Genomic DNA, 26638 nt, shown 5'->3' with positions numbered 1-26638 from the left:
CTTACTGATAGACCTAACCTATTTGCGCCGCCTAAAATACAAAAGGCGCTACAAATGGCATTGCGGATGGTCGCTTTAGGTCGGGCTGCTGACGGTCGATGGTTTGCTCGAAAAGGCGTCCCCGAAGATGTGCGGGAGGAGTACGCGCGGCTCTACGGCGTCAGGCGTGAAGCTCATCTCAAGCTTCCTGCTGATACGCCTCGGCACGAAGCAAAGGCTCGCCTCGGGGAGTGGGAAGCTGAGATTGAAACCCGCATCGCCACACTGCGTGCTCAGCGGAATGGTGAAGGCCAGCCCCTCACGCGTGTCAACGCAATCGCCCTCGCCGGTCGTTGGTATAATTGGTTTGTGGCGCAGCACGAGGATGATCCAGGTCCCGCGAAGCGCTGGCGGGAATTGAGCGACATTTTCGTGTGGGTGATCAGGCTGCACGCCCCTGACAGCTACGAAGAGGACTCTCGGTCAGACCCGCAATGGGATTGGGCCAAGGAGCCGGAAGTCCGTGAGGCGGTAAGACCGCAGGTTGCAGAGGAGGCCCGCGTAGCGACGTTTCTGGCCAGCGAGGGATTGGCGCTCAACGCGTCCGCCTATGCCCTCTTCGTTGACGCAGTGAGTGATAACCTGTTGCCCGCCCTTTCAGTGTTGGAAAGGCGGCCCAATGGCGACTACTCGCACGATGATACCCCTGAAGGTTTCCCGCCATTCAGAGATGGACCCGCGCGCGGCTCAGGCGTGAGCTGCTGGGAATTGTTCGAGGCTTTCGTTACTGCGACAACGCCCGCACCTAACACGGTGACACGCTGGCGAGCCGTATTTCTCGAAATGCAACGCGAGTTTGCCGAGGTGGGGGCGGATGGGATCACCGAGGACGCCGCGCGCAAGTGGGTGCGTGGTCTAATCACAGAGAAGCGTGCGGCGATCACTGTCCGGGAGATTTGGCTTTCAGCCTCGCGTCGAGTGTTTAGTTGGGCGCGCGAGCACAAGCGCGTTCGCCAAAATCCCTTCAAGGAAGTCAAGGTTGACGTTCCCCGCAAGGTGCAGACGCGCGAGGACGGCCGCAGCTTCACCACCACAGAGGCCAGCATCATCCTGAAAGCCAGTCTTGCGTATCAGAAGCCCGTCACGCCAACCGAGAGGACGCGCCGTTGGGTGCCGTGGCTGTGCGCGTACTCGGGCGCGCGGTCAGGTGAAATCACTCAGTTGCGGGGCGGCGACATTGAAGACCGCAATGGCTTCTATGTGATGAAGCTGACGCCCGAGGCGGGCACGGTCAAGACGGGCAAACCGCGCGTTGTGCCAATCCACGAGCACTTGATCGCTCAGGGCCTCATTGAGATGGTGCAGCAGGTTGGAAAGGGGGCGCTGTTCTACAATGACAAGACACCCCAGAAGAAAAGCAACGACCCTTTGAAGCCATCGCGTTCTCGCGCCGATACTGCTCGCGCTCACCTGGGAACATGGGTTCGTGGATTGGGTGTTGATGATCCCGAACTCAGCCCTAACCATGCTTGGCGCCACCTCTTCAAGAGGATCGGTGATGAAATTGGGATGGCGGAAAAAATGAACGACGCCATCACAGGGCACACGCAGGCGACCGAGGGGCGGAAATATGGCCCGCCGACTGCGGTGGCCATGGCCGAAGCTCTCAAGAAATTCCCGCGCTACAAGCTGGATTGAACGTGTAACCCCTCGCCGGACAGGTCACGTGTCCAGCCGCTGGGGGGTTCTAAAGCGTACAGGCGGCGCCAAGGCAACCTAACGACCGGCAAGGGCACAAGGGCTCACCGGGACAAGAAAATTAGAGGAATACCGATGTTTAGCATCACGACAAATACTGCCGCGCACTAGCTAGGCCGCGTACTCATAAAGGTGCAGATGTCGGCTCTTGGGGTCTAAGCAGAAATTCTCTGCTCAATCAGAGTATTGCCGGTTTGACCCAACCTAGACATCGGTGTTGCATCGTAACCCTGCATCCATAAAGCGCTAAGGGTGTATCCTGATATTTTCTTTGTTGGTCGGTTGACGGAGGTGGTCATGCACCGGATCGTCAGGTTTGGTTTGTGCGCAATTTGCTTTATTGTTTGAGCTCGCTTGCTTCCTCGGAAATTGCACAGTGCGCAACGTGCACAAAGGCACGCAGCAAACTAACTGACGACTGTGGCAGCGGCTGTATCTGTTGGCCGGAACTCAAACGTTGTGTGGAATTTAAATCTAAATAGCCGCTTCCTTCCCACTGATATGCCGCTCGAGTGTCCGGCCGTTCAACACAGATACATCTTAGATGCGCCCGATGACCTCATTGCATCGGAAGGAAGTTTTGGACGGTCAGTGGTTGTGCTGGCGGTGTGGGAGCAGCCACGGCCTCGTAAACGTAGAACCGACCATTTCGCACTTCGGTGCGAGGCCCGTTTTTGCCGCGGCCCATTGCCACGAAAGTCGCGCACATTTCGAGACCCGACTTTACTGGGTCTTGGGTTTTGGATGAGGCGTCAATCAATTGCCCTTCCAGCTCGGCGGTGTCCCCAAGTAGAAGCCCATCCGCTGAACGCATGACGCATAGTCGGCAGATTTTCGTATCAGGTCCAGCTACTGACCCATCCTCTGCAACCAGATACGCATGGTCGCTGCACTCGTTGCCAGGGCCGTGTCGCGGCGGCGAGTAGGTGCCGAACCGCTTGAAAAACTGCACCGACTTCACCGGCCGTGTCGGTGGAATAACAATGCTCGGATACTTTTGGCCGCCGACTATCAAATCGATTTGTGTAACTGAGTCCAGTTTTTCGATCTTGAAAAACTTCGCATCCTTCTCCTTGATGTGACCAGTCCGTATCTCCGACCCCTCAGCCGTTCCGCCGAGAATGCGAAGTTCGTAGTCGACGGCCGGTGGCAGGTCCTTAACCGTCGGAGCCCAAGTCACAGTTAGCTGAAACTCCTTTTGGCTATAAGCAGCATCAGGGATTTCGACTTTGATCACTTGCGCTGCAAGGCAGTCTTTGTACATGGCCGCCCCTGTCTTCGACAAAGCAGTTCTAACGATCGACAATCGTACGTCGTCCTGGTAATCGAATCCACTTTGTTGCAGGAGAAAGGTCGAAAGCGACCTAGAGTCATCATAGCTCAATGACACTGGTGAATTATATATCTTGCCGCTGCCATCAAACTTCTGATGTTTCTGTTCGTCCTTCTTTTCTTCAATGACGGAGTAGCCGGACAACCGCGCTACGTGAGAAAAGTTAATCTTCTCGATGTCTTGGAACGTAAAGCTTTCGGGCTTGCATGCCTGTGCGTGAGGTTGTCCGGCAGCACCCAACAGAAATGCGGATGAAGCAGCAAGCAGAAGCATCGTTTTCATTGCAACCTCCCTCCTGATTTATGTGATGTGCGGAGCACACTACAGTTTTACCTTTTCTTAGAAGACCCGTCCAGAATCACAAAGGTGCGTGTGCAAAGTTCCCTGAGCCTCTCGACGTGAGCTATCGATAGGCGCACACCTTCACGGATCAAGGAAAAGGGCCAGCAGCATCTTCCCGGCGAGAGGCTCGGGCTTGATCACTTCGAGGGGCGGTCCTGGCAAAGCCTGCATCGTCACGCGCCGATGACCATGATCGCCTACGGCTTACTACAACACCGTCGCCTCGCTCAGGCGGGGCGGAAAAAAAGAATCAACGGACCGCCGCCGCAGCCAAGCTTGCCGCGGTACGCCACGCCATCGTCGATCTCATCCTTCGACCGTCAGCTCAGCGATGCCCATACTGCCGAAAACGAATCCGTGAAAAGCTGTAACTCAATCTGCCAAAGTAGTGCTAATTCCGCTCACCACGCCTGAGCATGCCAGCCATGGGAACCAAATCAATATTGCTACTCATGCTCTCGTGCGCGCTGCTCACTGCCTGTGAGTCACAACAGGAGAGAGCAGCCCAGAAAGCCGCTGCCGAGCAAGCGGCCCAAGTGGAACGTGAGAAGCATTGCGCTTCGTTCGGCTACCAGCGGGGTACGCCGGAATACAGCAAGTGCCTTGAGAACCTCTACATCCAACAGCAGCAGCATGAGGCAGTAGAGGAGGCTAACCGCCAAGCACGCCTTCAGGCCGCTGCACGGGGGATGCAACAGGCTGGGGCAGCGCTGCAAAGCATCAGTCCGCCACCGTCGCCGACGGTCCACTGCAACACGATGCCCAACGGCATAGGCACGAGTACGACCTGCTTCTGAAGCAAAAAAAGGCCGCACCCGGCTCCCTTAGCTGGGATACCTGATGCGGCCATTGTCTTGTCTGTGGGGCTATGCTGCCTTCACAAGGTAGCTTTTCGATCCCCGGCCGACGCCGGGAAGGTAGCTTACTTTCATCTCCCGGAGAGCCTGTGTGGTTGGGTGCTCGCTGTTGTTCAGTGTTTCACGTAACTTTTTAACACTGCTGAGCTGTAGGTCGCGCTGAATCATAGACAAGGACACCGGGCCAGCGTCCTGCTGCTCCATATAGGAGATGAGCCTGACGTGAGAGCTACCGACACGGGGCTTCTTCTCCTTCGGGGCGTCCAGAGCGAAGGCCCAGTCTGTCACCTTGATCCCCGGCATATCGGCCTTGATGTCGTCGAGCACCGCGTCACCCAACGCATCCTTGGGCAGTACAATAAAGATATCAGCAGGAGGGCAGTGGCCTTCAGCATCAATCACCTGTCGGCAGCGGATACGGTTGGCGGCTTGGATCACCGACACGGACATCTGACGTTGTTCCATCGTCTTCCGAACGTTCTTGTATTGCTTCCACTCCGGTGATTGCAGCCACTCGTCATCCTGTGCCCCTTGCAGCGCGCAGAACATGTTGGTGGCCCACGTCTGAGGAAGATAGGGCAATCCAAGGATCACCGCCGTATCGCAGTCCTGCCACGTATTCCGGCCGTCTACGGCCCCCCAGTGCCCTACGGAGCATTCCCTGAATGGCAATTTCTCAACCCAGCCTTTGCCGCCGTTCTTTGGCTTCTTCGTGATGACGGCCTCAACATCCTTGTGGACGCATAGGAACACCGAGCGCTCTGGACCTATGGCTTCTTCGAGACCCTTCTTGATGCGGGGCAGGCGCTCATTGATCCTGTCAGTCATGGTGTTCTTTCCGACGCCGCCGCCCCGAGCCACGTGAAGCGTTACGCTGCTGTAGTCCCGAGCATGGCTGGGGACGGGAATCAGCCTGTGGTGCTCTTCAAATAGGTCCCAGAGAAAGTTAGCTCTGGCGGTAGCGTCCAGCACCACAGGTCCGGGGGCCTCCAAGGGAACGGCTAGGGACGCTGTGTTGATCGAATGCCAATCACCTGACCGGGAGTAATAGGCGAACTGCTCAAGACACGTCTGCACCGTGGTGATGGTGTCAGCTACACGCTCGGCTAGTTGGGTTCGATCCTTGGTGCTGCTCTTGGCGTACACAATCTTATCGTATGGCAGCTTGCTCATCGCCAAGACGAAGGGGGCGAAGTCTACAGCAACCGGCGCTCCCCCTTCTCCCCAGATCAGAGCCATGGGACTGGCATGGTCATCAGAGTCGGCGAAGGCAACAAGCACGCGATGCACCTGTTCGAGAACGCCAACCTGCTGTGGAAATGCGGAGCGCAATTCCGGTGGAATGAGGTTGATGACAAAGCCTAGGTTCTCGGTGGTTGCGTTGCTTTCATCGACCACGTTCGCCAGCGCTTCATCGATAACAGTGAGGTGCCTGTTCCCACCACGCCAAGACACCAAGCGGTCCCAAGCTTTCCAATCGCGCCCCTTGGCCTCCCGCTTGGCTCTAATGAATGCCGTGTGGGTGATAACCACAACATCACTCGCGTGTAGCTGCTCAGGCGTAGCGTAGCTGTCGGAATGATGCACCACAGCCACATCACGTCCTGCCAAGGTGTTAATGTTTTCCCGTATCTTGTTGGCCTCCTCCTTCAGCCGCGTAACGATGAGGATACCTACGGGCCTTAGCGCGGTGCCATCAGCCTCGTGATTGAGGCCCACTTGCATGGTCGCGTAGACACAGGTGCCTTGGGTTTTGCCTGTGCCGGTTGGTGGCTGTAAGATGCGCCAAGGTGATTGAACACCGGTGGCAGATTCCACTGTTGCTAGCTGGAAGGTTTCGCCCATGATGCGCCATAGGCCATCAAGGCTGACGATGAGTGGTGCTCTAGCCCGACAGGCCGGGGCGTGGTCCAGTGCTGGTTCATCCGCTGGGCGAACTCAATAGGGCACACAAGGGCGAGAGCGTGCTGCTCCCGAAGAAGGGTGGTGGTAGGGGTCATACTGGGTGGTGTTCCTTATGGGACACGACAAGCCGATAGGTGCCCTTGGGGGGCAACCGGCGGTGGGCTTGTGAATGGGATTAGGGGATTGACGGCGGTCGAATACGACCTTGACGGAAAGCCACCCCTCGAAAGCCCTAATAAAGAAGACATTAGAGGGTTCAGGGGGTCCTTTACGGACGGGGGCAGGAATGTTTCAGCGCGTAATGGAGAGGGGTCCGCTTTTGAAGGGAACGGGACTTACCTGTCGATGTCCCCCTTAGATTTCGACTAGCCCAGCACAGAGAGCAGATTGCAGAAGCCTATTAGCAAGCAATTGATTGCTGCTGTTATCTCCCTCTGCTGTTTTCTACTAGCTTCTGCCAACAAGCTCATCGAGCACACCCTCAGCAGTGGCCAACTGTAGGACCGCCATGGGCTTTAGCCTTGTGTACCTCATGATGGTGGCCAGCGCCGCCAGCTTGGCCCGCGTCCCTGTGGGCCCCAAGGCCAGCTTAAAGGCTTCTCGGAGCATAGCCTCAGCCATCTCATCCTCGGTGTCCGGAACAGGGACGCTAGACTGATCTGCTGCTGTAGTCTGATCTGCTGCTGTCTCCGGAAGCAGCCCACCTGCCTTCATGGTCTGGATGATCTTATCGGCCTGTGCCTCAGCCACAGACCACATTCTCTGCGCCTCAGCCTTCCTCATCCCGTTTGGGACGCCGGTTCTGGTGAAGCGCTCAGGGTCAGCTTTGCGTAGCTCCTCCCTCTTGCTGTCCCGAGCAGCCATTTTTGCCCTGTATTCCGGGTCCTCCCATTTGGCCTTCATAGCCTCTGAATGCGATGCGGGATGTTTAGTCTTTCCCCTAGGAAGTCTGGCCATTGTGTTCTCTGTGTTCCTTTCGAGCGCGCCTTAGCGGCTGGGTGTTGTGTGTAATCAGGCGTCCGCAAAAGCGGATCGGTGAGTGAGTGCCGTAGAGGCTGAGGAGGGAATGGTAGCTATGGGTACCCTTGGAAGGCTTAGATGCCCTGCCCGTTTCCCTTTTGTGTCGGGACCTTCGCCAGCTAAGTGCCTGAATTTGTTGCTTTCGGCCGGGCTGATACTTGTCCTAATTGTCCGTACGAAATGCACTTATGGGGCGTAAGCATTTGATATTGAGGGCTCTTACAGCGCCGCTGAGGCGCGGCCGGTACTTCCAGCGACGCACACCACCCTGTTTACCTCGGCAGAGGCCAAGGGCCGAGCCGCTGGAGATTTAACGCCCAGGAAGGGGTCCTAGCGGCTGTAGGCCCTGTGGTGCCATAGGAAGCCCCTGGTGTGTCTATGGCCCTGTCGGTGTAAGGGGCGGACCAGCCACGGCCACCTGTACGAGCGCTTTTGGCCCTCCTAGGGGCTCCAATCGCCCTCTATCCTTTTATGTCAGGACGCTGGCCAGCTAAGCGCCTGAATTTGTTGCATTCGGCCGAATGATAACTGTAGGGCGTACGGGTTCCCACCGAGCCCCGGCGGGCCCCCACGGTACTTTCAGGAAAGCACCCCGCCCTGTTCAGCCGAGCAGAGGCTAAGAGCTTTAGCCCGACTTTTGCGAAATGGGGGGCCCCAAAAAGCTCAGCCAAGGGTCCCTATCCCAGCCGGAGTCCCTTGCGTGCCTTTCCGTTCTGCTCAGGCCCGCTCCAGAACGTTTGCCACCGACTGTGCGTACCAGCGCCCACCACGCGCCGTAGGGATGCCGCGCGCATTCAGGGCCTCCGCAATCTGCCGCAACGTGCTCGCACCGGCCTTCTGGGCCTCACGAATGATTGGCAGCACATTCGCAGCGTAGCGGTCTGCCTCGGCCTTCACGGCCTCCACGGCGCCCCTGCGAGCAACTTGGAGCTTAGGGTTGCCCAGGGTGACACCGCGAGCCTTGGCGGCCGATAGGGCCTGCCTTGTGCGGGTGGAGATGAGCGCGCGCTCCTTCTCAGCCAGTGCGGCGAACAGGTGGAGCACGAACGGATCAACATCAGGTCCAAGCTCAGCGACCACGAAGGGCACCCTGTGGGCCATGAGGCCGGAAATGAAGTGAACGTCTCGGCTGAGGCGGTCTAGCTTAGCTACAGCGACGTTGCACCTGAGCTTCTTTGCGGCAGCGAGGGCCGCCTTCAGCTGCGGGCGGCGGTCCAGAGCATCAGCACCCTTGCCGGTCTCCACCTCCACGAACTCGCGCACTACCGTGAGCCCCTCAGCCTGAGCGAAGTGAGCTAGCGTCTGCCGCTGCCCTTCTATGCCCAATCCTGAGCGCCCCTGTTGGGAAGTCGAGACACGGATGTAGGTAATTAAGGTGCGTTCGGTCGTCACAGCGGCCTCCGAAGGTCGTCTGTAAAGAACCTTATCGTCCATTTAGGATGTGTACAAACCGCATTTCGGAATCTCTGGGATTCCATTCTGCATAGCTCTCGCTACTGACGAATCTCAGGTAAGGGTTGTGTTTAGCTGTGAGGACTACGTTAGGAGGGGCTATGAACGTGTCGCCGCGCTTCGTACCGAATGAGCCAAATGTGTTTCGGGCAGACGGGGGCTTTTCTCAAGATGCCTCGCGCCTCCCGGTATCGATACGATGCCCGCATTGTCGCGAATTGGGCTCCTTCAATGCAATCGGAGCCGCGAAGGCATTCAACAAGCCGGGCAAAGTAGGGGGCAATACTGTCATCGGGACCTACTTTGCGACCATCAGGGTCTGTCCCAACCTGAAGTGCTTCGGTTTGGTTTTTGTGATCGAAGCAGGAAACGGAGTCGTCGAAATTGAACCCCCGCAGTTACTGGACTTCAACCCCGATGGCCTATCTCCGCGCCTCCAACAGACCCTGAAGGAGGCTGTCGCGTGCCACGCTGCGGGCGCGTATAGGGCCGCCGCAATGATGGTCCGTAGGCTCCTAGAAGAAATCTGCGACGAGAACAAAGCGGCGGGCGCAAATCTCCATCAGCGGCTTGCATCACTGCGGAGCGCAATCGTGCTTCCCGAGCCGCTATTCGAAGCGATGAACGAACTCAAAGCGCTCGGCAACGATGCGGCCCACATCGAGGCAAAGGTTTATGACAACATCGGAGCAGACGAAGCGGAGGATTCAATTGAGCTGGCCAAGGAAATCGTTAAGGCCCTTTACCAGCTCAAGGGGCTGATCGCGCGACTTCAGGCACGTAAGGCGGCGCCGTGATGCGATGCAAGGCGCCCGTCGCCCCAAGCGGCCGGAGTCCAAGCAGACGCGAAGGCACACGATACCGCCGCCCACAACCCCACGAGCATCCATCTTGTGGAGAGGTTGGAGAAGCTCGGAATGTATGAGCATCCTATCGAAGACGTGCATCGTCTATTGGACACGGTAGAAGTGGCTCTGAAAAAAATCGATCGAGCTCCAACACGGTCGTTGCAAGTCACTCAAATTCCTGAGTTGAGCGAAGTTATTCTGGAGTTGTTGGGCTGGACAAACACCGCGTACATGGAAAATACGCTGAACATTAATCCTAGCGTGCTGAACAAGTTCGTTAAAATGCGAGGCGTGGTGAGCAAGAATCTCGCTCGGGCAGTGGCAGACCGTGTCCGGAGCAATCTGAAGAGTATGGACCAAAAATTTGTGGCTCCCATACCGCCACAGCGTCCTAAGCGGGCAGTGTCGGAGATTGCTCCACTAACAATCGCCGGCGAACAATGGATCGCAATCAAGGACGCTTCCGAAACAAGGATGAAAATTGGCGCTGTTGCGTCCATCCTGGATAGCATCATCGAGCAGGTCAAGCATTCCAATCTTCAGCCCTCGGATCAGGTGCTGACTACGCTTGAACGACAGCAGCTTATTGCGATTTTAGAAACAACGCTCGCGGTTCTGAAGTCACCGATGGCCGAGAGGGGATTGCTAAAGAGAGCCAAGGCTGCACTTGAGCAAGGAGCTTTGAAATCAGTCGAAAAGGGCGCTCAGGAAGGGCTGGGTCAATTGATGGGTGCCGCAGGGTCGCGAGTGCATGACCTAATTTTGTGGCTCTTTACATAAAGCCGCAGTTGATTTTCATTCCACGGCAATGCTGCCGAATTAGACTAGGATTAACCGTGTCTGACAAAGAACAATTCCACCTCACGCAGGTATGCTGTCTCGCCGGTCGCGTCGTCCGTCTCTCTTGGGTGCGTCTTCAAAAACTCTTCAAGCTCCGCGAAATCATCGAACTCGAAGGGTACGTATAGTCGCACCAGAGTGACATTTGCGTCCTTGTGCCAGAGCACCGCCTCTTCCTGCCACGGACAATGCGAACACAACGCCTCGTAAATGGGGCTGCCTCTCCATCTCTGCTTACTGCGCCGCTTTCCCTCCACTTCAACTTGGCTGCTTGCTTCGTCTTGAACTGAAACGGATCGAGGGGGTGGCGAGCGCGATACCAGCGGAGATTTGCGAAGGTTGCGATAGACACGAGGAGAAGGAGCGTTGCGTAAAGCAGCGACATGACTAGCCCATCTTCGGCGCGGGGACGCCCAATCAACGGACGCGCCAGTGGAGCCTTCTCTCAAATACAAAAGCCTGATACAAACGCCAAATGACGAAGGGCAAATAAGCTAGGTTTTTCAAGGCTGAGTAGCGGCATCGGCGGTACCCACCCAACTGTACCAACCAAATCAAACAATTTGCGCTTTGTTCGCTTCCAATTTGGGTAGCGACCCGAATTAGGAATGAGCACGACAGCCAATGCGTGTTCAGGCGCGCGCTGATCTCGAAACGATACTCAACTTTCGCGCGTCTTATTCGAGTGAGACCAACGCGGTCCCGGCCATCCCAAGTGCACGCGCGGCTCCGGTGGATAAGTCTATGCAGCGTCGCTTTATGAAGGGACCACGGTCGTTGATCCGAACGTTGACGCTTCGACCGGTTGAGTGTGAGGTAACTGTGACGTGGGTGCCGAAGGGCCTCGTACGATGCGCTGCAGTCATCGCGTTGGGATCCATCCGCTCGCCCGATGCGGTTCGGCTGCCGATGTAGCCATAACGAGAGGCAACACAAGTTTCGGCAAATGCTGAGGCAGATAAACACGTGACCGCCAGGGCGGTGCATATTGGGCGGATCATCGTGTCCTCTTCCAGGATCCTGCCCGCTCCGCCAACTTTTCCGGAGCCTCTAGGTTCCTCCTGCCGCCGCGCTTTGGCTGTGATGTTCTGCACGGGTTTGTCAAGGAAGACGCCGCTCGCGGCCGGGCACAAAATCTGGATACGATCGGTGGAAGAGGGCGATCCGTCCTCACTTTCCGGAAGCGGTCCCGCCGACTGAGGCGAGGCGGTTCAGGAGTTCTCCTGCCTTGAACAGCAAGGCCCGTTCTTCCCTCGTCAGGCATCGCTCGATCGCGTCCGCGAGCCATTGCTCGCGACGGGTGATGTTCCTGTGAAGCACTTCCCGGCCGGCTCGGCTTAGGCGGACTCTGACCTTACGACGGTCCTTGGCGTCGGGCATCCGGATGATCAGTCCGTCCGCCTTGAGCTCGCGAAGCGCGGCTGCCAGGTTCGAGGATCGCATATTCTCGGATTCGCCAAGCATGGTTGGCGTGGCAGCGTCCCCGGCCCGCTCAATGGCTCCAAGCAACTGCAATCGCACCCAGGAGCGATCGTGAGCGTGGGCTTCGCGGCGCAGTCGGCGCGAGAGATTCATGAACTGGTTGCGAAACGTCGTGACTTCGTGGCGAGGAGTTCGGCTGCTCATATAGCTATACTAGTATAGCTATCTTTGGCATCACAAGGCTGCGATAGCGACTTTCATATAGCTATTACTGCATAGATATTATCGGAGATAAATGGCGCGCCTCGCGCTCGAGCTGCCAGCCCCAGCCCGCCCTAAGCGTCAGCGCGAGCGGCCCGCATGGGAGATCAACACGGCCAAGAAAACAATCAGGGAAATGCTGGAGGCGCGCGAGTTCATTGCCGCACCCGGCGTTTTCGATCTGGTATCGGCAAAAATCGCGGCCCAGACCAATGCGAAGGCGCTGTATATGACGGGGTTTGGTACCGTCGCATCCTATCTGGGATATCCGGACGCCGGCCTTGCGACCTATACCGACATGCTCGACCGGGCGAGCGCAATCGCGCAAGCCGTGGATAAGCCAGTCATTGCAGATGGCGATACCGGCTATGGTGGTCTGCTGAACGTGCATCATACCGTGCGCGGTTACGAGAAAGCCGGCGTGGCGATGATCCAGATCGAGGATCAGCAGATTCCAAAGAAGTGCGGGCACACGCCCAATCGTCACATCATCTCGACCCAAGAGATGGTGAGCAAGATCAAGGTGGCTTGCGATGCGCGTTCGTCGAAGGAATTCCTGATCCTGGCGCGAACGGACGCAAGAACGGCAGTATCGCTGGACGAGGCGATAAGCCGCGCGGTCGCATACTCCGAGGCCGGAGCCGACGCGATCTTCATCGAGGCACCGGAATCCGTGGACGAGATGAAGACAATCGGTGCCTCAGTCGACGCGCCGCTGGTCTCCAACCAACTTCACGGCGGCAAAACGCCGATACTTCCGCAAAAAAAGCTCGAGGAGATCGGCTTCAGCGCTGCCATTTACCCCACCGCGGGACTGTTTGCGGCCGCACAAGCGCTTCAAAGCGTCTATGAGGCTCACGCCGATGGAAGGCTGGTCGAGACCCCGCTCTTCGCCTTCCAGGACTTCGTGAAGATGATTGGCTTCCAGAAAATCTGGGACTTCGAAAACAGATACGCGGATCTCTTGGCAGCGGAGAACGCGTCGGCGCATGGCTGAGCCATCACGCGCGCGACGCATCGGCTAGCGGAGCAGGGCTGTCCGCCGTCATGCGACACCGGGAAGCGAGCGGTATTGCGCATGGTCGGACGCGCCGGAATGCCCAGCCCGCTTCCAGCTCTCGGTTGATCAACGGCTGCAACGCAACAACGCATGGTGAGTTCACGGTTGGGGTGGTATGGTGTTCTGCCTCAACTGCTGGAGTTCGATCATGCACTTCGGAATCAAGGGGCCGCTCGCCGGCGTCGCTCTCGCGGTTGGATTCTCCTCGCCAGTCATGGCCGATAACGTCAAAGAGCTAAGGGCCGCGGACACGAAATTCGCCTATGTCGAGGCCGGCGAGGGCGACCCGATCGTTCTCGTGCACGGCGGGCTTCAGGATTATCGTTTCTGGAACGGGCACCTTCCGGCGCTTTCAAAAAACCATCGCGTGATTGCCTATAGCCGGCAGAACCATTTTCCCAACGCAACGAGCAAAGACGGCCTGCCTGATGCCGCGGCCGACGTTCACGGCGAGGATCTGGCCGCCATCCTCGCTGAGCTCGGCATAAAACGCGCACACATCGTCGCGCACTCTGCCGGTGCACATGCCGCGCTGTTCTTCGCATCCAATCATCCCGAGATGGTGATAACGCTGGTCGTCAACGAACCGCCGGCCGCGGGGCTGCTCGCCGGGACGCCGGGAAGCGCAGAGATACTGAAAGAGTGGGCCGCTCGATTCGCGTCCACACGGGAAGCGTTCCGAAAGGACGATATCGACGCAGGGCTGCGCCTCTTTGCGGAAGCGGTTGGCGGGCCCGGCACCTACGACCGACGATCAGATGCCGATCGGAAAATGATGTCCGACAATGCGGCGTCAGCCGTTGCGGACGCGATAAGTTCCCGCCCACGTCCGGTGTTTACTTGCGAAATGGCAAAGCGCATTTCGGCGCCAACACTTCTGATGAATGGTGAGCGGAGCCCCGAGTTCTTTCATCGCATCGTGGACCAGTTGGAGAAGTGCCTTCCCGCGCGAAGGCGCATAACGATCCCCGGCGTCTCTCACACCGTTCCCGGCGAAAATGCTCCTGCCTTTGATGAGGCAGTCATCGCCTTCATAACAAGTCACTAGCTACTAACGACGCTGATTGAGAACGGCGCGGGCAGCCTGCTGTAGGCCACGTCTCCCCCTGGTCACGCGGGGCTCTCCGCGTGCTTGTTTGGCAACCAACATAGGAACGTGAGCACCGCTTCTGCGTTGGCACCGGACGGAGAAACGCGATGGACCCGGTTACGCGGTGTTTGCATTGCGGCAGGAGATTGGTCCCGGTCCTCAGCGCGAACGGGAGGACAGAACTCAAGTGCGTTTGGTGCGAGAAGGTGGATCCGGTGAAGACCGAGCCGGTGAGACGGGATGACAGACCGTCGACGGAAAGGCTCAATTCTCACCCCTTGAGGGCCCCTTAAACGAGCCTGCGCGGAGCGAGCGGTCTTCTGATGTGACGCCGATGCTCCGCGACATCAATCACCGAACTCGAACAAGTCCCAGGAAAAGTCGATCCCGCTTCCTGTAGCGCAGATCGTGCTTGTCCTGATCGTGCCACGGCACTCCGCGTGTGTCGGGCGCAACTCAAATTCATTCGCATCTGAGCGCTGCGATTGAAGTTGCAAGCCTTCCGTCGCCTCGGTACAGCACGTGGCCCACCACGCAACACGATCCGAGCGATGAACAAGCCACTGAACGTTGCGATAGGAAGCATTCTCGTCAGCGTTTTGGTGCTCGGTTTGAAATACCTGGCGTATTGGCTGACCGGGTCCATTGCGCTCTACTCCGACGCGCTCGAAAGCATCGTCAACGTCGTCACCGCCGTTGTTGCATTGTGGGCGGTTCGCATGTCGGCAAAGCCCGCCGACGCCAATCATCCGTTCGGACATCACAAGATCGAATACTTCAGTGCGGTGTTGGTAGGCGTGATGATCATCATCGCTGCGCTCCTGATCGTGCGCGAGGCGTATGACGGCTTCCTGCACCCGAGAAAACTGGCTGTCGTGCCGGAAGGGCTGCTCGTGAACGGGCTCGCCAGCATCGTCAACGCCACCTGGGCCTGGGTGTTGATCGTGCGGGGACGGCGCATGCGCTCGCCGGCGCTGGTTGCGGACGGCCGACATCTCCTGACCGATGTGATCTCTTCCGTCGGCATACTGATCGGGCTTGTGCTCGCGCTCGTCATGAAATGGGAGTTTCTCGATCCTGCGCTTGCCCTGATCGTCGCTGCGACAATCCTGTGGTCCGGTTGGGGGGTCCTCAAGGAGTCCGCCGGGGGCCTGCTGGATGAAGCGGTGCCTGAGGCAACGTTGAACGCGATTCGGCGGACGATTGCCGACCATGCAGCCGGGGCGCTGGAAGCTCACGACGTTCGCACGCGCCACGCAGGGCGCGTCACGTTCATCGAGTTCCACCTCGTCGTCCCCGGGCAGATGACGGTGTCAGAGGCGCACCGGATATGTGACCGTCTCGAAGCGGGCTTGCGGGCGGAGGATGAAGACAGGCGGATCACCATCCATGTCGAGCCGGAAGAGAAGGCCAAACACTCCGGCATCGTCCTCGTCTGATACCGGCTTGTCGCCTGAGCGTGACCTTATCGAGGTCGGGACATCAGGTGATCCCTAAGCGAGTGAATGAGTCTGCATAAACTGGCCATGCGATGAAGCTTTTGCGCAACACCCGCGCCTGATACGAATGTAACATTACTGGAAAGAATTTCTTCAGCGTTATCAGCAGCTAAGTCCATCCGCTGCAATTCCGGCACCTGTATCACTCCATCAAGCCATCATCCTTCCTTGTTCTGGCCATCTTACTGCTGACGCCGTGCCGCGCTTCGGCTGTGATGTTCCCATCACCTTGGCTTGCCAATCCAACAGCCTTCATCGACTATTTCCGCAGATCGATGACGAGAGGAACAATGACGATTCTCGGCTCCACTTATTACAGGTTCGGTTTGCTGTTGGCCGCGACGGTGATCGTCGCAACGTGGCCACGACCCGGCGCCGCTTACACGCCCGAGCAGCAGCAGGCTTGCTCGCCCGATGCGATGCGACTCTGCAGCGCGTTCATTCCTGATGTCGACATGATCACCGCCTGCATGGTCCGCAACAAGGCGCAGCTCTCGCCGCCGTGCCGCGTGTTCTTCAGTGCTGACCCGGAGGAACGACGGGAGCGCAGGCGTCGCGCAAGGTCCGCGGAATAAGGTGCGACATCGCGAAATCGCGAAGCAACGCGAGTCCGGCGTGAGTCGGACGAGCGCTGGTTCAAGTCCTGCGCGCGACAGACTGACGCCTTGCGGCGTTTTCGCTCGTCAACATCTTCTCACCAGAGGAGAATCCGGTGAGCGAACACGACAGAATGGAAATGGACCGGCACTTTGCCTGGTTCGAAGGCAAGCTGCCGCCGCGGCCCGCCAGGTTTGTCGGGTGGCTGCGCAAGCCGTCGTCGCGCTACGCGCGGATGCCGCTTGCCGTTCTGCTGATGCTCGGCGGCGTCTTCAGCTTCCTGCCGGTGCTCGGCCTATGGATGCTGCCGCTTGGACTCCTTTTGTTCGCGCAAGATGTGCCAGTGTTACAAAAGCCCACCGCGCGGACTCTCGGGTGGGTTGAGCGCAAGTGGACCGAGCGTCGGCGCGCAAAAAACGTGACGTGATTCGCGGCAAAAACGCGCATTCGCTTCTATTGCTGGTTGTGTGCACCGCAAGGTGTGACTCAAACAACAACATTTTCCGGCAATTTGCGGCTCACGCCCCATTGTCCGCAAATTTCTGCTTTCGCGAATCACCACGCTGATTCATTTTCGTGGTCTGGGGTCAATCTGGAGGCCAACGTAATGAACGTGATTGTTTTTGCTTCGCGTAAGGGGGGCTCGGGCAAAAGCACCCTGGCTGCTCATCTGGCGGCCCATGTACACAAATCGACCAAGCCTTGTCTGTTGATCGACGCGGATCCGCAGGGCTCGCTGACGCTGTGGCACAAGCTGCGCGGCACCAACGAACCGCCGATCAAGGCCGCCGTCAATTCCGTGAGCGGCATCGTGGCTGCGGCCAGGCGCGACGGGATCGAGTGGGTGTTCATCGACACGCCGCCGAACCTGTCGGCCGTCGTCGACGATGCCATCAAGAATGCGACCATGGTGATCATTCCGGCGCGGCCTGGCGTGTTCGACGTCAACGCAGTGCAGGAAACGATCCAGACCTGCCGTTCAACGCGCAAGCCCTATGCGGTCGTGATCAACGGCGCGCCGGCTCAGCGCGATGGCGCCGAGAGCCCGATCGTCACGATCGCGCGCGAGTCGCTGGCGAAGTTCCGTGCACCGGTCTGGAGCGGACAGATCACCAACCGCGCCGATCTGTTGATGGCGCTGAGCCATGGTGAAGGCGCTCGTGAATATGATGCCGAGGGGCGCGCGGCCGCCGAGATCGGCCGGCTGTGGGCCGCGATCGAACGTTCGATCAAGGCGATCCGCGGCGCGGCATCGGCCAGCGGCGCGATGCACAAGCAGGCGGCCTGATCAACGACAGGCCTCCAGACTGACAAAAACGCGCGGCCCCCCGCGCGTTTTTGTTGGTGCTTGGTTGTTGGTGACGTACCAACACACTCCGTCATTCCGGGGCGCGCCTCTTGGCGCGAGCCCGGAATCCATTTCGCCGCGCGGTCTGCGGATGAATGGATTCCGGGTTCGCGCGATGCGCGCCCCGGAATGACTGAGTGCGTGGTGGCGTTTACGCCACCATCAGCATGTAGAAGATGATGACTGGCGAGAGGGTGAGGATCACCGACCAGATGCCGAGCGCCCAGAGGATGTCGCCGGTCGTAAATCCTTGATGGTCTAAAACTGGATCAAATTCTTTGTGCACGATGCGCCCCGTATTCTTTGGCGGGGCGATGGATAGCTGAAGCCTTTTAAGGTTCCGCTCGCAGTTTCGCTTGCATTTGACCACAGGTGCTACCGCGGATTAACCACGGCGCGGCGGCCTCTTCTTGCGCGTGTGGAGAGAACTGATCCCACCCGGTTTGCGCTGACGCGCAAACCGACCTCCCCTTTTCAAGGGGAGGTGACCACGCAGCCGCTGACTCCCTGCGCTCCTTCCCCTGAAAGGGGGAAGGCTGGGATGGGGGTCTGCCGCGATTCACGCTGTCTGAGGGGAAGCGAGAGCATCACCGATCGGCGCGGCCGATCACGTCCATCAACTCGGCGATCTTTTGGCGCTGGTCGGCCTTGTCGCCGGAGGAGATCGCGTGCTCGACACAATGGGCGACGTGGTCGCGCAGCACTTCCTCCTCAACCCGCCGCAGCGCGGCGCGTGCGGCGGCGATCTGGGTCACTACGTCGATGCAATAGCGGTCGTCCTCGACCATCTTGGCGAGGCCGCGGATCTGGCCTTCGATTCGTTTCAGCCGTTTGAGGCAGGAACTCTTGATCTCGTCACGCATAGGGTTCATATACCCCCATAGGGTATCAGGTTCAAGGGCCGGAGCTCGGCCCGGGAAGAGTTCGCTATGGCAGAGGCAGGGCACGGTCACCCGCATGAGGGGCACGCGCATCATCATGGCGCCCCAGTGGCTAGCTGCTGCGGCGGCAAGCACGGCGCCGCGGACGAGGGCGGCGCGCTTGCGACCGATCCCGTCTGCGGCATGAAGGTCGATCGTGCCACCGCCAAGCATCGCGTCAGCTACAAGGGCGAGGATTACGTCTTCTGCGGCGCGCGCTGCCGCGAACGGTTTGCCGCCGAGCCGGAGAAATTTTTAAAGCCCCGCGAGAGCGAGCCGGCGCTGCCCCCCGGCACCATCTACACCTGCCCGATGCATCCGGAAGTGAGGCAGGTCGGGCCGGGCTCCTGCCCGATCTGCGGCATGGCGCTCGAACCGGAAGAGGTGACACTCGACGACAAGCCCGATCCGGAGCTCGTCGACATGACACGCCGGTTCTGGATCGCGCTGGTGCTGACGCTGCCGGTGTTCGCGATCGAGATGGGCGGCCATGCCTTCGGCCTCGAACTGGTGCCGATGGGATGGGCGAACTGGATCTCGTTCGCGCTGGCGACGCCGGTGGTGTTGTGGGCCGGCGCGCCGTTCTTCGTGCGCGGCTGGCAGTCGCTGGTGACGCGCAATCTCAACATGTTCACGCTGATCGCGATGGGCGTCGGTGTCGTTTATGTCTACAGCGTGGTCGGCACGCTGGCGCCGCATCTGTTCCCGCCGGCGTTCCGCGACATGCACGGCCAGGTCGCGGTCTATTTCGAGGCTGCCGCCGTGATCACGGTATTGGTGCTACTCGGGCAGGTGCTCGAGTTGCGGGCGCGGGCGCAGACTTCGGGCGCGATCCGCGCGCTGCTCGGGCTGGCGCCGAAGACGGCACGGCGCATCACCGACCATGGCGATGAAGACGTCGCGATCGAGGCGATCGCGGTTGGCGATCGCCTGCGTGTGCGTCCCGGCGAAAAGGTGCCGGTCGACGGCATCGTCATCGAAGGTCACGCGGTGCTCGACGAATCCATGGTCACCGGCGAATCGATGCCGGTGTCCAAGAACGAGGGTGACCGCGTGATCGGCGGCACCGTCAACCAGAGCGGCGGCTTCGTCATGCGCGCCGAGAAGATCGGCCGCGACACCATGCTGGCGCGGATCGTCGACATGGTCGCGAAGGCGCAGCGCTCGCGGGCGCCGATCCAGCGGCTCGCCGATCGCGTCGCCGGCTGGTTCGTGCCCGCGGTGATCGCGGTCGCGGTGCTGGCGTTCGCCGCCTGGGCGGTGTTCGGGCCCGAGCCGCGCTTCACCTTCGGACTGGTCGCGGCCGTCACCGTCCTGATCATCGCCTGCCCTTGCGCGCTTGGGCTGGCCACGCCGATGTCGATCATGGTCGGCGTCGGGCGCGGCGCGCATTCGGGCATCCTGATCCGCAACGCGGAGGCGCTGGAGCGGATGGAGAGCATCGACACGCTGGTGCTCGACAAGACTGGCACGCTTACCGAGGGCAAGCCGAAGGTGGTCGGCGTGATCGCCGCGAAGGAGTTCGACGAGACCGAACTGCTGCGCCTTGCCGCCAGCGTCGAGCGCGGCAGCGAGCATCCGTTGGCGCTGGCGATCCTGAATGCCGCCAAGGAGCGCCAGCTTGCACTCGCCGAGGTTAGCGGCTTCACCTCACCGTCCGGCAAGGGGGCGACCGGCGCGATCGAAGGCAGGCAGGTCGCGCTCGGCAATGCCATGCTGATGGGCGAATTGAAGATCGCAACCAGCGCGCTCGATGCGGCGGCGGAGACCGCGCGGCAGGACGGCGCGACCGCGATCTATGTTGCGGTCGACGGGCGTGCGGCCGGCGTGATCGCGATCGCCGATCCGATCAAGCCATCGGCCAGGGACGCGCTCGCGGCACTGCGCGGCGACGGCCTGCGCGTCGTGATACTGACTGGCGACAATGCGACCACCGCGCGCGCGGTGGCGAAGCGGCTCGGCATCGAGGAGGTCGAGGCCGGCGTGCTGCCGGACCGCAAGAGCGAGGTGGTGGAGCGGCTGCGCGGCGAGGGCCGTGTCGTCGCGATGGTCGGCGACGGCGTCAACGACGCGCCGGCGCTGGCGGCCGCCGATGTCGGCATCGCCATGGGCGGCGGCACCGACGTCGCGATCGAGAGCGCCGGCGTGACGCTGCTCACCGGCGATCTCCGCGGCCTGGTGCGGGCGCGGCACCTGTCGGTCGCGACCATGCGCAACATCCGCCAGAACCTGATGTTCGCATTCGTCTACAACGCCGCCGGCGTGCCGATCGCGGCCGGCGTGCTCTATCCGGTGTTCGGCATTTTGCTATCACCGATGATCGGCGCCGCCGCGATGGCGCTGTCCTCGGTCAGCGTCATCGGCAACGCACTGAGGCTCGCAAGAGCGAAGCTGGATTGATTGTCGCTGCACCTCCCCTTGAAAAGGGGAGGTCGGTTTGCGCGTCAGCGCAAACCGGGTGGGGATCATCTCTCTCCACTTGGGCCTGCGCCCGTGGCTTGACCCCCATCTCGACCTTCCCCCTTTCAGGGGGAAGGGGAAGAGGGCTACGCGCTTGCCAGCAGAGTTAGCGCGCGACGCTCGATCTCGCGATCCAGCTGCGCCGCAAGCTCCATGCTCACCTCGACCATCGGCAGTCGCACTTCCGCGCTGTCGATCAAACCCGTGCGCCACAGCCAATGCTTGGCTGGCGCCGGGCTCGGCTCGACGAACAACAGGCGCGTCAAGTCGGAAATGCCTTGCCACGCTGCCGATGCGGCCTCGCGCTTGCCCTGCCTCAGCAGCGATCGCACCGAGGCGAATGCTTCGGTTTCGACATGCGCGGACAACAGGATCGCGCCGTCGGCGCCGTCGCTGAGCGCGTCGAAATATTGCGCGTCCTCGCCGGTCAGCACGCGGAAGCCGGGCGGACGTTGCGCGAGGAAGTCGATCGATTGCGCGCGGTCGGCGCAGCAATCCTTCATGCCGACGATGTTCGGATGCTCTGCGAGCGCGAGCAGCGTCTCGTTGGTGATGTTGACCGCGGTCCGGTAGGGGATGTTGTAGATCAGGAGCGGCCAGGAGGCGTGATCGGCCAGCTCGGTGAAATGCTGCAGAAGGCCGCGCTGCGACGGCCTGACGTAATAGGGGCTCGCGATCAGGTAGAAGTCGATCGGCCAGGCCGCCGTCTCGTCCAGCACGTCCTTGATCTTGGCGGTGCTGGCGCCGGAGAGGCCGAGACAGATCGGCAGGTAACGGCCGACATCGTTGATCTCTGACCGTACCACCTCCACAAGCTGTTCGAGCTCGCAGATAGCCAGCGACATGCCTTCGCCTGACGTAGCGCCGAGGATCAATCCGTCGACCGGGCCGCTTGCGTAGTGTCGCACCAGACGGCGCAGCGACGGCTCGTCGAGCTTGCCGTCGCGAAATGGCGTGATCAGGGGCAGCCACAGGCCCTGTAGTGGGTCGGATAGATCAGTCATGGTCCTTCTCCTTGAGTAGCGTGAAACGCCGGAGACGGGACCAATAAAAAACCCCGTCCAGGCGGCGGGGTCTTCGGGATCGGTTCGGTCGATGTAACTCTATCGCGCGCGTCGATCTCGGCTCCCCGCATGGGGAGCTTTTTTCGACGACAAAGCTGCGCACGAATTCGTGATCATGTCGCGATACTGCTGGGACAGCCGGAGGTTGTCAATGCACGGTTGAGGGCAGAAGGCGAAAAGAAGCCGGGCTCGATCGAGCCCGGCTTAAGGTATTGGCCACGTGAGGCCGACACAATCACCTTCCAAGAGGGATTACTGAGCTTCCGCACCACTGGAGGAGGGGGACATAAGCGTAGCGCGACCGCTCAGCGCACAAGCACTATGATCCCCATCAGTGCCATGCAGCAACCGTCCGAGCCGCATGTCAGACATGCGGAGTCCGGGGCCTCTATGAAAACAGGCCGATCACGAGGGCCAGCGCTGCGCCTTGCTGACCACGAAGTCGCGGAAGACCTGCACGCGCGCCACCGTCTTCAGCTCTTCCGGATAGACGAAGTAGGTGTCGAGCTGGATCGAGTCGGACTCGCCGAACAGTTGCACCAGTCGGCTATCTTCCTCGACCAGGTAATCCGGCAGCGCGGCGATGCCGAGGCCCTGCTGACAGGCGCGTACCAACCCCAGGATGTTATTGACCTTGAAGTAGGGTTCGCGCGGACCCGAGCCGTTGCGGCCGGCATCGATCAGCCAGGCGCGGTTCTGCAGATGCGTCGGGACCTGGGAGTCGCCGAGCATGATGATGCGGTGCGAGTCGAGATCGTCGAGCGTGCGCGGCGTACCGAAGCGCTTGATGTATTCCGGCGAGCAATAGGCGTGGAAGCCGATCGAGAACAGCTTGCGCTGGATCAGGTCGGGCTGCGTCGGCTTGCGGGTGCGGATCGCGACATCGGCTTCGCGCATCGAGAGATCGAGATCCTCGTCGGTGACGATCAGCGAGATCCGGATGTCCGGATAGAGCTGGGTGAATTCGTCGAGCCGCGGGATCAGCCAGTTGATACCGAGCGCCGGCGGCGTCGTGATCTTGAGGTCGCCGCTCGGCCGCTCCCGGCTGTCGGTGAGCTTTGCCCGCGCCGCCTGCAACTGCATGAAGACGTCATGGGCGGTGCGGAACAACAGGTCGCCCTGCTCGGTGAGGATCAGGCCGCGGGCGTGGCGGTGGAACAGCGAGACCGAAAGCTCCTGCTCCAGCGCGCTGACTTGTCTGGAGACCGCCGACTGCGAGAGGCCAAGCTGCTCGCCGGCATGCGTGAAGCTTCCCGCTTCCGCCGCCGCGTGAAACACCTTCAGCTTGTCCCAGTCCATGTCCGTAAATCCATCGCGTGTTCTAGCCATGATCATTCCGCCGCCGCGCGATCGCTCGCGCGCAAAGCCAGGAAGCGTTCAGCCTCAAGCGCTGCCATGCAGCCGAGGCCGGCGGCCGTCACCGCCTGGCGATAGGTTTCGTCCGCCACGTCGCCGGCGGCAAACAGCCCGGGCACGGAGGTCGCAGTCGAATTGGGCGCCACCTCGACATAGCCGGAGGGTTTGAGTTTGATCTGGCCTTTGACGAGATCTGTCGCAGGCGCATGACCGATGGCGATGAAGACGCCGTCGGCCGGCACTTCGGTCAGTGCGCCGGTCTTGACGTTCTTCAAGCGTACATGGGTGACCTTGGTCGGGTTCTCAGCGCCGAGGATCTCGTCAATGGCGCTGTCCCAGACCACCTTGATCTTCGGATGCTTGAACAGGCGGTCCTGCAGGATGCGCTCGGCGCGGAAATGATCGCGGCGATGCACGATGGTGACCTGCGAGGCGAAGTTGGTGAGGAACAGCGCTTCCTCGACCGCGGTGTTGCCGCCGCCGACCACGATGACCTCCTTGCCGCGATAGAAGAAGCCATCGCAGGTTGCACAGGCCGAAACGCCGAAGCCCTTGTACGTCTCTTCCGACGGCAGCCCGAGCCAGCGCGCCTGCGCGCCGGTGGCGAGCACGACGGTCTCGGCAAGATAGACGTCGCCGCTATCGCAGGTCAGGCGGAACGGCCGCTGCGACAGGTCAAGTTTGGTGACGAGATCGGTGACGAGCTTGGTGCCGACATGCGCGGCCTGCTTCTCCATCTGTTCCATGAGCCAGGGGCCCTGGATTACGTCGGCGAAGCCCGGATAGTTCTCCACATCGGTGGTGATGGTGAGCTGCCCGCCCGGCTGGATGCCCTGGATCAGCACCGGCTCCAGCATCGCACGCGCCGCGTAGATCGCCGCGGTGTAGCCGGCCGGACCGGACCCGATGATGACGACCTTGGCATGGATTGGAGCAGGCATAGCGAATCCCTTCTCAGGGGCGATTTTGTCAGGACTTGTGCGGAAAGCGCCTGGAAAGGCATCGCGGCGGCGCCGCCAGAGTCAAATCCAACTCTAATATATCTGGGTAGCTATGCAAGAATTGCAATCCATATCAGCGGTTTTTCCCCGGGACCGCGTCAAATCTCGCACTGCACGCGCAATAAAATTGCGCCCTTCGAGCCGACTGGGTTATGAGAGTTGCCGTCAGAACCACCAAATCCTCCAAGCCTTGGGAACCAGACCCGCGTGTCTAAGAATCTTGATGAGATTGATCTTCGGATTCTCGCCGAAATCCAGGCCGATGGCCGAATCACAAATGTGGAATTGGCCAAGCGCGTCGGCATTTCGCCGCCGCCCTGCCTGCGCCGCGTCCGGGCGCTGGAGGAAGCGGGCTATATCCTGGGCTATCGCGGATTGCTCGACCCGCAGCGGCTCGGCTTCGATGTGACGGTGTTTGCCGCGGTGCACCTGTCGAGCCAGGCGGACGCGGATCTGCGCGCGTTCGAGGATTTCGTGCGCAAGGAACCCTTGGTGCGGGAGTGCTGGATGCTGTCGGGCGAGGTGGATTTCATCCTGAAATGCGTGGCCCCTGACATGGCGACGTTCCAGAACTTCGTCACCCACCTCACCGCCGCGCCTCACGTGCGCAATGTCAGGACATCGCTGGTGCTGCATAATTCGAAATATGAGGCCGCCGTGCCGCTGGATGTGAAAGCGGCGAGGTGAGGTGGCGATAACGATCGGTAGCCCGGGTGAAGCGGAACGCGCAACCCCGGGGCCACTCGTCGACGCTGATGCAGGTGCCCCAGGTTACGCTGGCGCTCCACCCGGGCTACGAAGGCTAAAGTCTACTTCTTCCTTGCGGCGTCGATGCTGATGGGGCCGCCGCCGGCGGTTGCGAGATAGAGGCAGGCGAAGCAGAACAGGATCGCTGCGGTGCCGTTGTTGAGCAGCGGGAGAAACACCGGCGCGGACGGGTTCTTGAACATGTGCCCGAGGAAGTAAGCGAAGGCCATCTCGCCCGACAGGATGAACGCGGACAGCCGAGTGAACAGGCCAACCATCAAGAGCGCGCCGAGCACGAGCTCGAGCATGCCGGCGGCCACGATCAGCGGCGGGATGTCGGCGAAATAGGGGATGACCGGAAATTTGAAGATCTTGGCGATGCCGTACTGAAACAGCAGAAGCCCGGTGATGAAGCGAAACAGGCTGAGCGCGAGCGGCTGCCATTTCGAGAAAATCTGGTCCATATGTTCTACCCCCTCTGGTGCATGACCGCGGGCATCGTCCGCGGCGAATGGTCGTCTCGCGATGAAGTGCCGCTGCCCACAGCCGGTCAGCTCGATACGCAGAACTGCGCGCGCAGTTCCTTGTGCCGAACCAAAAAATCGGCGCCGTTACCGGAATGTCCCCTCGCGATAGTTATGAAGCATAATCAAGTGTACGTGTCGCAGACGAGGGAAATGCGACAGCGGTTCCACTCACAATCCCGTTAACGGAATATAAACCGTAACCTGTAGCCGGGCGGAGCCATCGGGGCGCGCGTTCGCGCGACCCGATGGCTCCCACCGGGCTACAGCAAGAAAAAAGCCGCGTCGGGAGAACGCGGCCTCTTTTGAATGCGCGAAATGGAATAGATCTAGCGCCACTCGACCTTGGTGATCTCGTAGGCCTTGGCGCCCCCGGGCGCCATCACTTCCACGGTCGTACCCTTGGTCTTGCCGATCAGCGCGCGCGCAAGCGGCGAGGTGATGGAGATGCGGCCTTTCTTGGCGTCCGCCTCGACCTCGCCGACGATCTGCCACACCGCTTTCTTTTCGGTATCCTCATCGATCAGCGTAACGGTGGCGCCGAATTTGATGGTGTCGCCCGAGAGCTTGGTGATGTCGATGACGTCGGCGCGCGCGAGCTTGTCCTCGAGCTCCGCAATGCGGCCCTCGTTATGGGACTGCTCTTCCTTGGCGGCATGATATTCCGCGTTTTCCGAGAGGTCGCCATGTGATCGCGCCTCGGCGATATGCTCGATGATTCGCGGACGATCCACCGACTGGCGGTGCTTCAATTCGTCCGTGAGAGCCGCATATCCGGTCGCGGTCATCGGAACCTTTTCCATCATCTCTCATCCTTCAAATCGGGGCGAACCGCAGCGGAGCGCGGGCAGGCGTTGCTTCGGTTGCGCTAGACTCCGGCCATCACGGCTCAAAACGCCAGCCCGCCCGCTTAGTGATTCGCGGCCCCTGAGGGGCCGAGACACATCCAAACGGG

The 26638-nt window shown here is 60.2% G+C and carries 24 protein-coding genes and 1 pseudogene; 12 read left to right on the top strand and 13 right to left on the bottom strand.

Features of this window, described 5'->3' with window-relative positions; genetic code table 11:
* Positions 1-54: 54 nt before the first annotated feature.
* Positions 55-1677 (top strand): site-specific integrase, encoded by a 1623-nt coding sequence (locus tag AC5ZGW_RS14220; protein WP_130229366.1) that lies wholly within the window; start codon positions 55-57, stop codon positions 1675-1677.
* 619 nt (positions 1678-2296) lie between these two features.
* Here the strand turns inward: AC5ZGW_RS14220 and AC5ZGW_RS14215 are convergent.
* Positions 2297-3352 (bottom strand): hypothetical protein, encoded by a 1056-nt coding sequence (locus tag AC5ZGW_RS14215; RefSeq protein ID WP_130229365.1) that lies wholly within the window; start codon positions 3350-3352, stop codon positions 2297-2299.
* 138 nt (positions 3353-3490) lie between these two features.
* On the opposite strand from AC5ZGW_RS14215, the pseudogene AC5ZGW_RS14210 reads away from it, so the two are divergent.
* A pseudogene (locus AC5ZGW_RS14210) lies at positions 3491-3773 on the top strand (IS701 family transposase); the annotation flags it as partial.
* Positions 3774-4278: 505 nt separating this feature from the next.
* On the opposite strand, the gene AC5ZGW_RS14205 reads toward AC5ZGW_RS14210, so the two are convergent.
* From AC5ZGW_RS14205 to AC5ZGW_RS14195, 3 genes are all read right to left on the bottom strand, one after another.
* Positions 4279-6114 (bottom strand): hypothetical protein, encoded by a 1836-nt coding sequence (locus tag AC5ZGW_RS14205; RefSeq protein WP_130229364.1) that lies wholly within the window; start codon positions 6112-6114, stop codon positions 4279-4281.
* Between the two features lie 507 nt (positions 6115-6621).
* Positions 6622-7131, bottom strand: coding sequence for a hypothetical protein (locus tag AC5ZGW_RS14200; RefSeq protein ID WP_130229363.1), 510 nt, complete (start codon positions 7129-7131; stop codon positions 6622-6624).
* 780 nt (positions 7132-7911) lie between these two features.
* Entirely contained in the window at positions 7912-8628 is a 717-nt protein-coding gene (locus tag AC5ZGW_RS14195; RefSeq protein WP_130226033.1) for a recombinase family protein, read from the bottom strand.
* A 119-nt stretch (positions 8629-8747) separates the two neighbouring features.
* On the opposite strand from AC5ZGW_RS14195, the gene AC5ZGW_RS14190 reads away from it, so the two are divergent.
* Together AC5ZGW_RS14190 and AC5ZGW_RS14185 are read left to right on the top strand one after the other, a co-directional pair.
* Positions 8748-9443: a DUF4145 domain-containing protein gene (locus AC5ZGW_RS14190; RefSeq protein WP_130226032.1), complete on the top strand. Its 696-nt coding sequence runs from the start codon at positions 8748-8750 to the stop codon at positions 9441-9443.
* A 120-nt stretch (positions 9444-9563) separates the two neighbouring features.
* Entirely contained in the window at positions 9564-10274 is a 711-nt protein-coding gene (locus AC5ZGW_RS14185) for a hypothetical protein (RefSeq protein WP_130226031.1), read from the top strand.
* A gap of 737 nt (positions 10275-11011) precedes the next feature.
* Here AC5ZGW_RS14185 and AC5ZGW_RS14180 read toward each other — a convergent pair.
* Both AC5ZGW_RS14180 and AC5ZGW_RS14175 read right to left on the bottom strand, forming a co-directional pair.
* Positions 11012-11335 (bottom strand): septal ring lytic transglycosylase RlpA family protein, encoded by a 324-nt coding sequence (locus AC5ZGW_RS14180; RefSeq protein WP_130226037.1) that lies wholly within the window; start codon positions 11333-11335, stop codon positions 11012-11014.
* A gap of 169 nt (positions 11336-11504) precedes the next feature.
* Positions 11505-11909 (bottom strand): MarR family winged helix-turn-helix transcriptional regulator, encoded by a 405-nt coding sequence (locus AC5ZGW_RS14175; RefSeq protein WP_283813260.1) that lies wholly within the window; start codon positions 11907-11909, stop codon positions 11505-11507.
* A 142-nt stretch (positions 11910-12051) separates the two neighbouring features.
* Between AC5ZGW_RS14175 and AC5ZGW_RS14170 the strand changes: the two genes are divergently transcribed.
* From AC5ZGW_RS14170 to AC5ZGW_RS14145, 6 genes are all read left to right on the top strand, one after another.
* Positions 12052-13014 carry an isocitrate lyase/PEP mutase family protein gene (locus AC5ZGW_RS14170; protein ID WP_130226029.1) on the top strand — a complete coding sequence of 321 codons (963 nt, stop codon included), beginning with the start codon at positions 12052-12054 and terminating at the stop codon, positions 13012-13014.
* 361 nt (positions 13015-13375) lie between these two features.
* Positions 13376-14125, top strand: a complete 750-nt coding sequence (locus AC5ZGW_RS14165; protein ID WP_165435217.1) for an alpha/beta fold hydrolase — start codon at positions 13376-13378, stop codon at positions 14123-14125.
* A 593-nt stretch (positions 14126-14718) separates the two neighbouring features.
* On the top strand, positions 14719-15606 hold the full coding sequence (locus tag AC5ZGW_RS14160; protein WP_130226027.1) for a cation diffusion facilitator family transporter: 888 nt from the start codon (positions 14719-14721) through the stop codon (positions 15604-15606).
* A 350-nt stretch (positions 15607-15956) separates the two neighbouring features.
* On the top strand, positions 15957-16241 hold the full coding sequence (locus AC5ZGW_RS14155) for a hypothetical protein (protein WP_349642670.1): 285 nt from the start codon (positions 15957-15959) through the stop codon (positions 16239-16241).
* Between the two features lie 155 nt (positions 16242-16396).
* On the top strand, positions 16397-16690 hold the full coding sequence (locus tag AC5ZGW_RS14150) for a hypothetical protein (RefSeq protein WP_130226036.1): 294 nt from the start codon (positions 16397-16399) through the stop codon (positions 16688-16690).
* Between the two features lie 180 nt (positions 16691-16870).
* Entirely contained in the window at positions 16871-17551 is a 681-nt protein-coding gene (locus AC5ZGW_RS14145) for an AAA family ATPase (RefSeq protein WP_130226026.1), read from the top strand.
* Between the two features lie 211 nt (positions 17552-17762).
* On the opposite strand, the gene AC5ZGW_RS14140 is transcribed toward AC5ZGW_RS14145, so the two are convergent.
* Together AC5ZGW_RS14140 and AC5ZGW_RS14135 are read right to left on the bottom strand one after the other, a co-directional pair.
* Positions 17763-17897 carry a hypothetical protein gene (locus tag AC5ZGW_RS14140; protein ID WP_282531981.1) on the bottom strand — a complete coding sequence of 45 codons (135 nt, stop codon included), beginning with the start codon at positions 17895-17897 and terminating at the stop codon, positions 17763-17765.
* 301 nt (positions 17898-18198) lie between these two features.
* Positions 18199-18474, bottom strand: coding sequence for a metal-sensitive transcriptional regulator (locus AC5ZGW_RS14135; RefSeq protein WP_028165400.1), 276 nt, complete (start codon positions 18472-18474; stop codon positions 18199-18201).
* A gap of 66 nt (positions 18475-18540) precedes the next feature.
* Here AC5ZGW_RS14135 and AC5ZGW_RS14130 point away from each other — a divergent pair, with 66 nt between their 5' ends.
* Entirely contained in the window at positions 18541-20931 is a 2391-nt protein-coding gene (locus AC5ZGW_RS14130) for a heavy metal translocating P-type ATPase (protein WP_130226025.1), read from the top strand.
* A gap of 146 nt (positions 20932-21077) precedes the next feature.
* On the opposite strand, the gene AC5ZGW_RS14125 is transcribed toward AC5ZGW_RS14130, so the two are convergent.
* The 3 genes from AC5ZGW_RS14125 to trxB form a co-directional block, all read right to left on the bottom strand.
* Positions 21078-21995 carry a 4-hydroxy-tetrahydrodipicolinate synthase family protein gene (locus AC5ZGW_RS14125; protein ID WP_130226024.1) on the bottom strand — a complete coding sequence of 306 codons (918 nt, stop codon included), beginning with the start codon at positions 21993-21995 and terminating at the stop codon, positions 21078-21080.
* A gap of 465 nt (positions 21996-22460) precedes the next feature.
* Complete coding sequence (locus AC5ZGW_RS14120) at positions 22461-23384, bottom strand: LysR family transcriptional regulator (RefSeq protein ID WP_028165397.1); 924 nt, start codon at positions 23382-23384, stop codon at positions 22461-22463.
* Positions 23385-23386: 2 nt separating this feature from the next.
* Positions 23387-24352, bottom strand: a complete 966-nt coding sequence (gene trxB / locus AC5ZGW_RS14115) for a thioredoxin-disulfide reductase (protein WP_028165396.1) — start codon at positions 24350-24352, stop codon at positions 23387-23389.
* A 267-nt stretch (positions 24353-24619) separates the two neighbouring features.
* On the opposite strand from trxB, the gene AC5ZGW_RS14110 reads away from it, so the two are divergent.
* On the top strand, positions 24620-25099 hold the full coding sequence (locus AC5ZGW_RS14110) for an Lrp/AsnC family transcriptional regulator (RefSeq protein ID WP_130226023.1): 480 nt from the start codon (positions 24620-24622) through the stop codon (positions 25097-25099).
* A 122-nt stretch (positions 25100-25221) separates the two neighbouring features.
* On the opposite strand, the gene AC5ZGW_RS14105 is transcribed toward AC5ZGW_RS14110, so the two are convergent.
* Together AC5ZGW_RS14105 and greA are read right to left on the bottom strand one after the other, a co-directional pair.
* Complete coding sequence (locus tag AC5ZGW_RS14105) at positions 25222-25623, bottom strand: DoxX family protein (RefSeq protein ID WP_130226022.1); 402 nt, start codon at positions 25621-25623, stop codon at positions 25222-25224.
* Between the two features lie 389 nt (positions 25624-26012).
* A complete protein-coding gene (gene greA, locus AC5ZGW_RS14100) occupies positions 26013-26486 on the bottom strand; it encodes a transcription elongation factor GreA (RefSeq protein ID WP_130226034.1) in 474 nt (157 codons plus the stop codon).
* Positions 26487-26638: the final 152 nt, after the last annotated feature.

This window comes from Bradyrhizobium sp. Crot121 (assembly GCF_059512385.1).
Note: the sequence above shows the minus strand (reverse complement) of the source record. Positions and strands in the feature narration are given on the sequence as shown.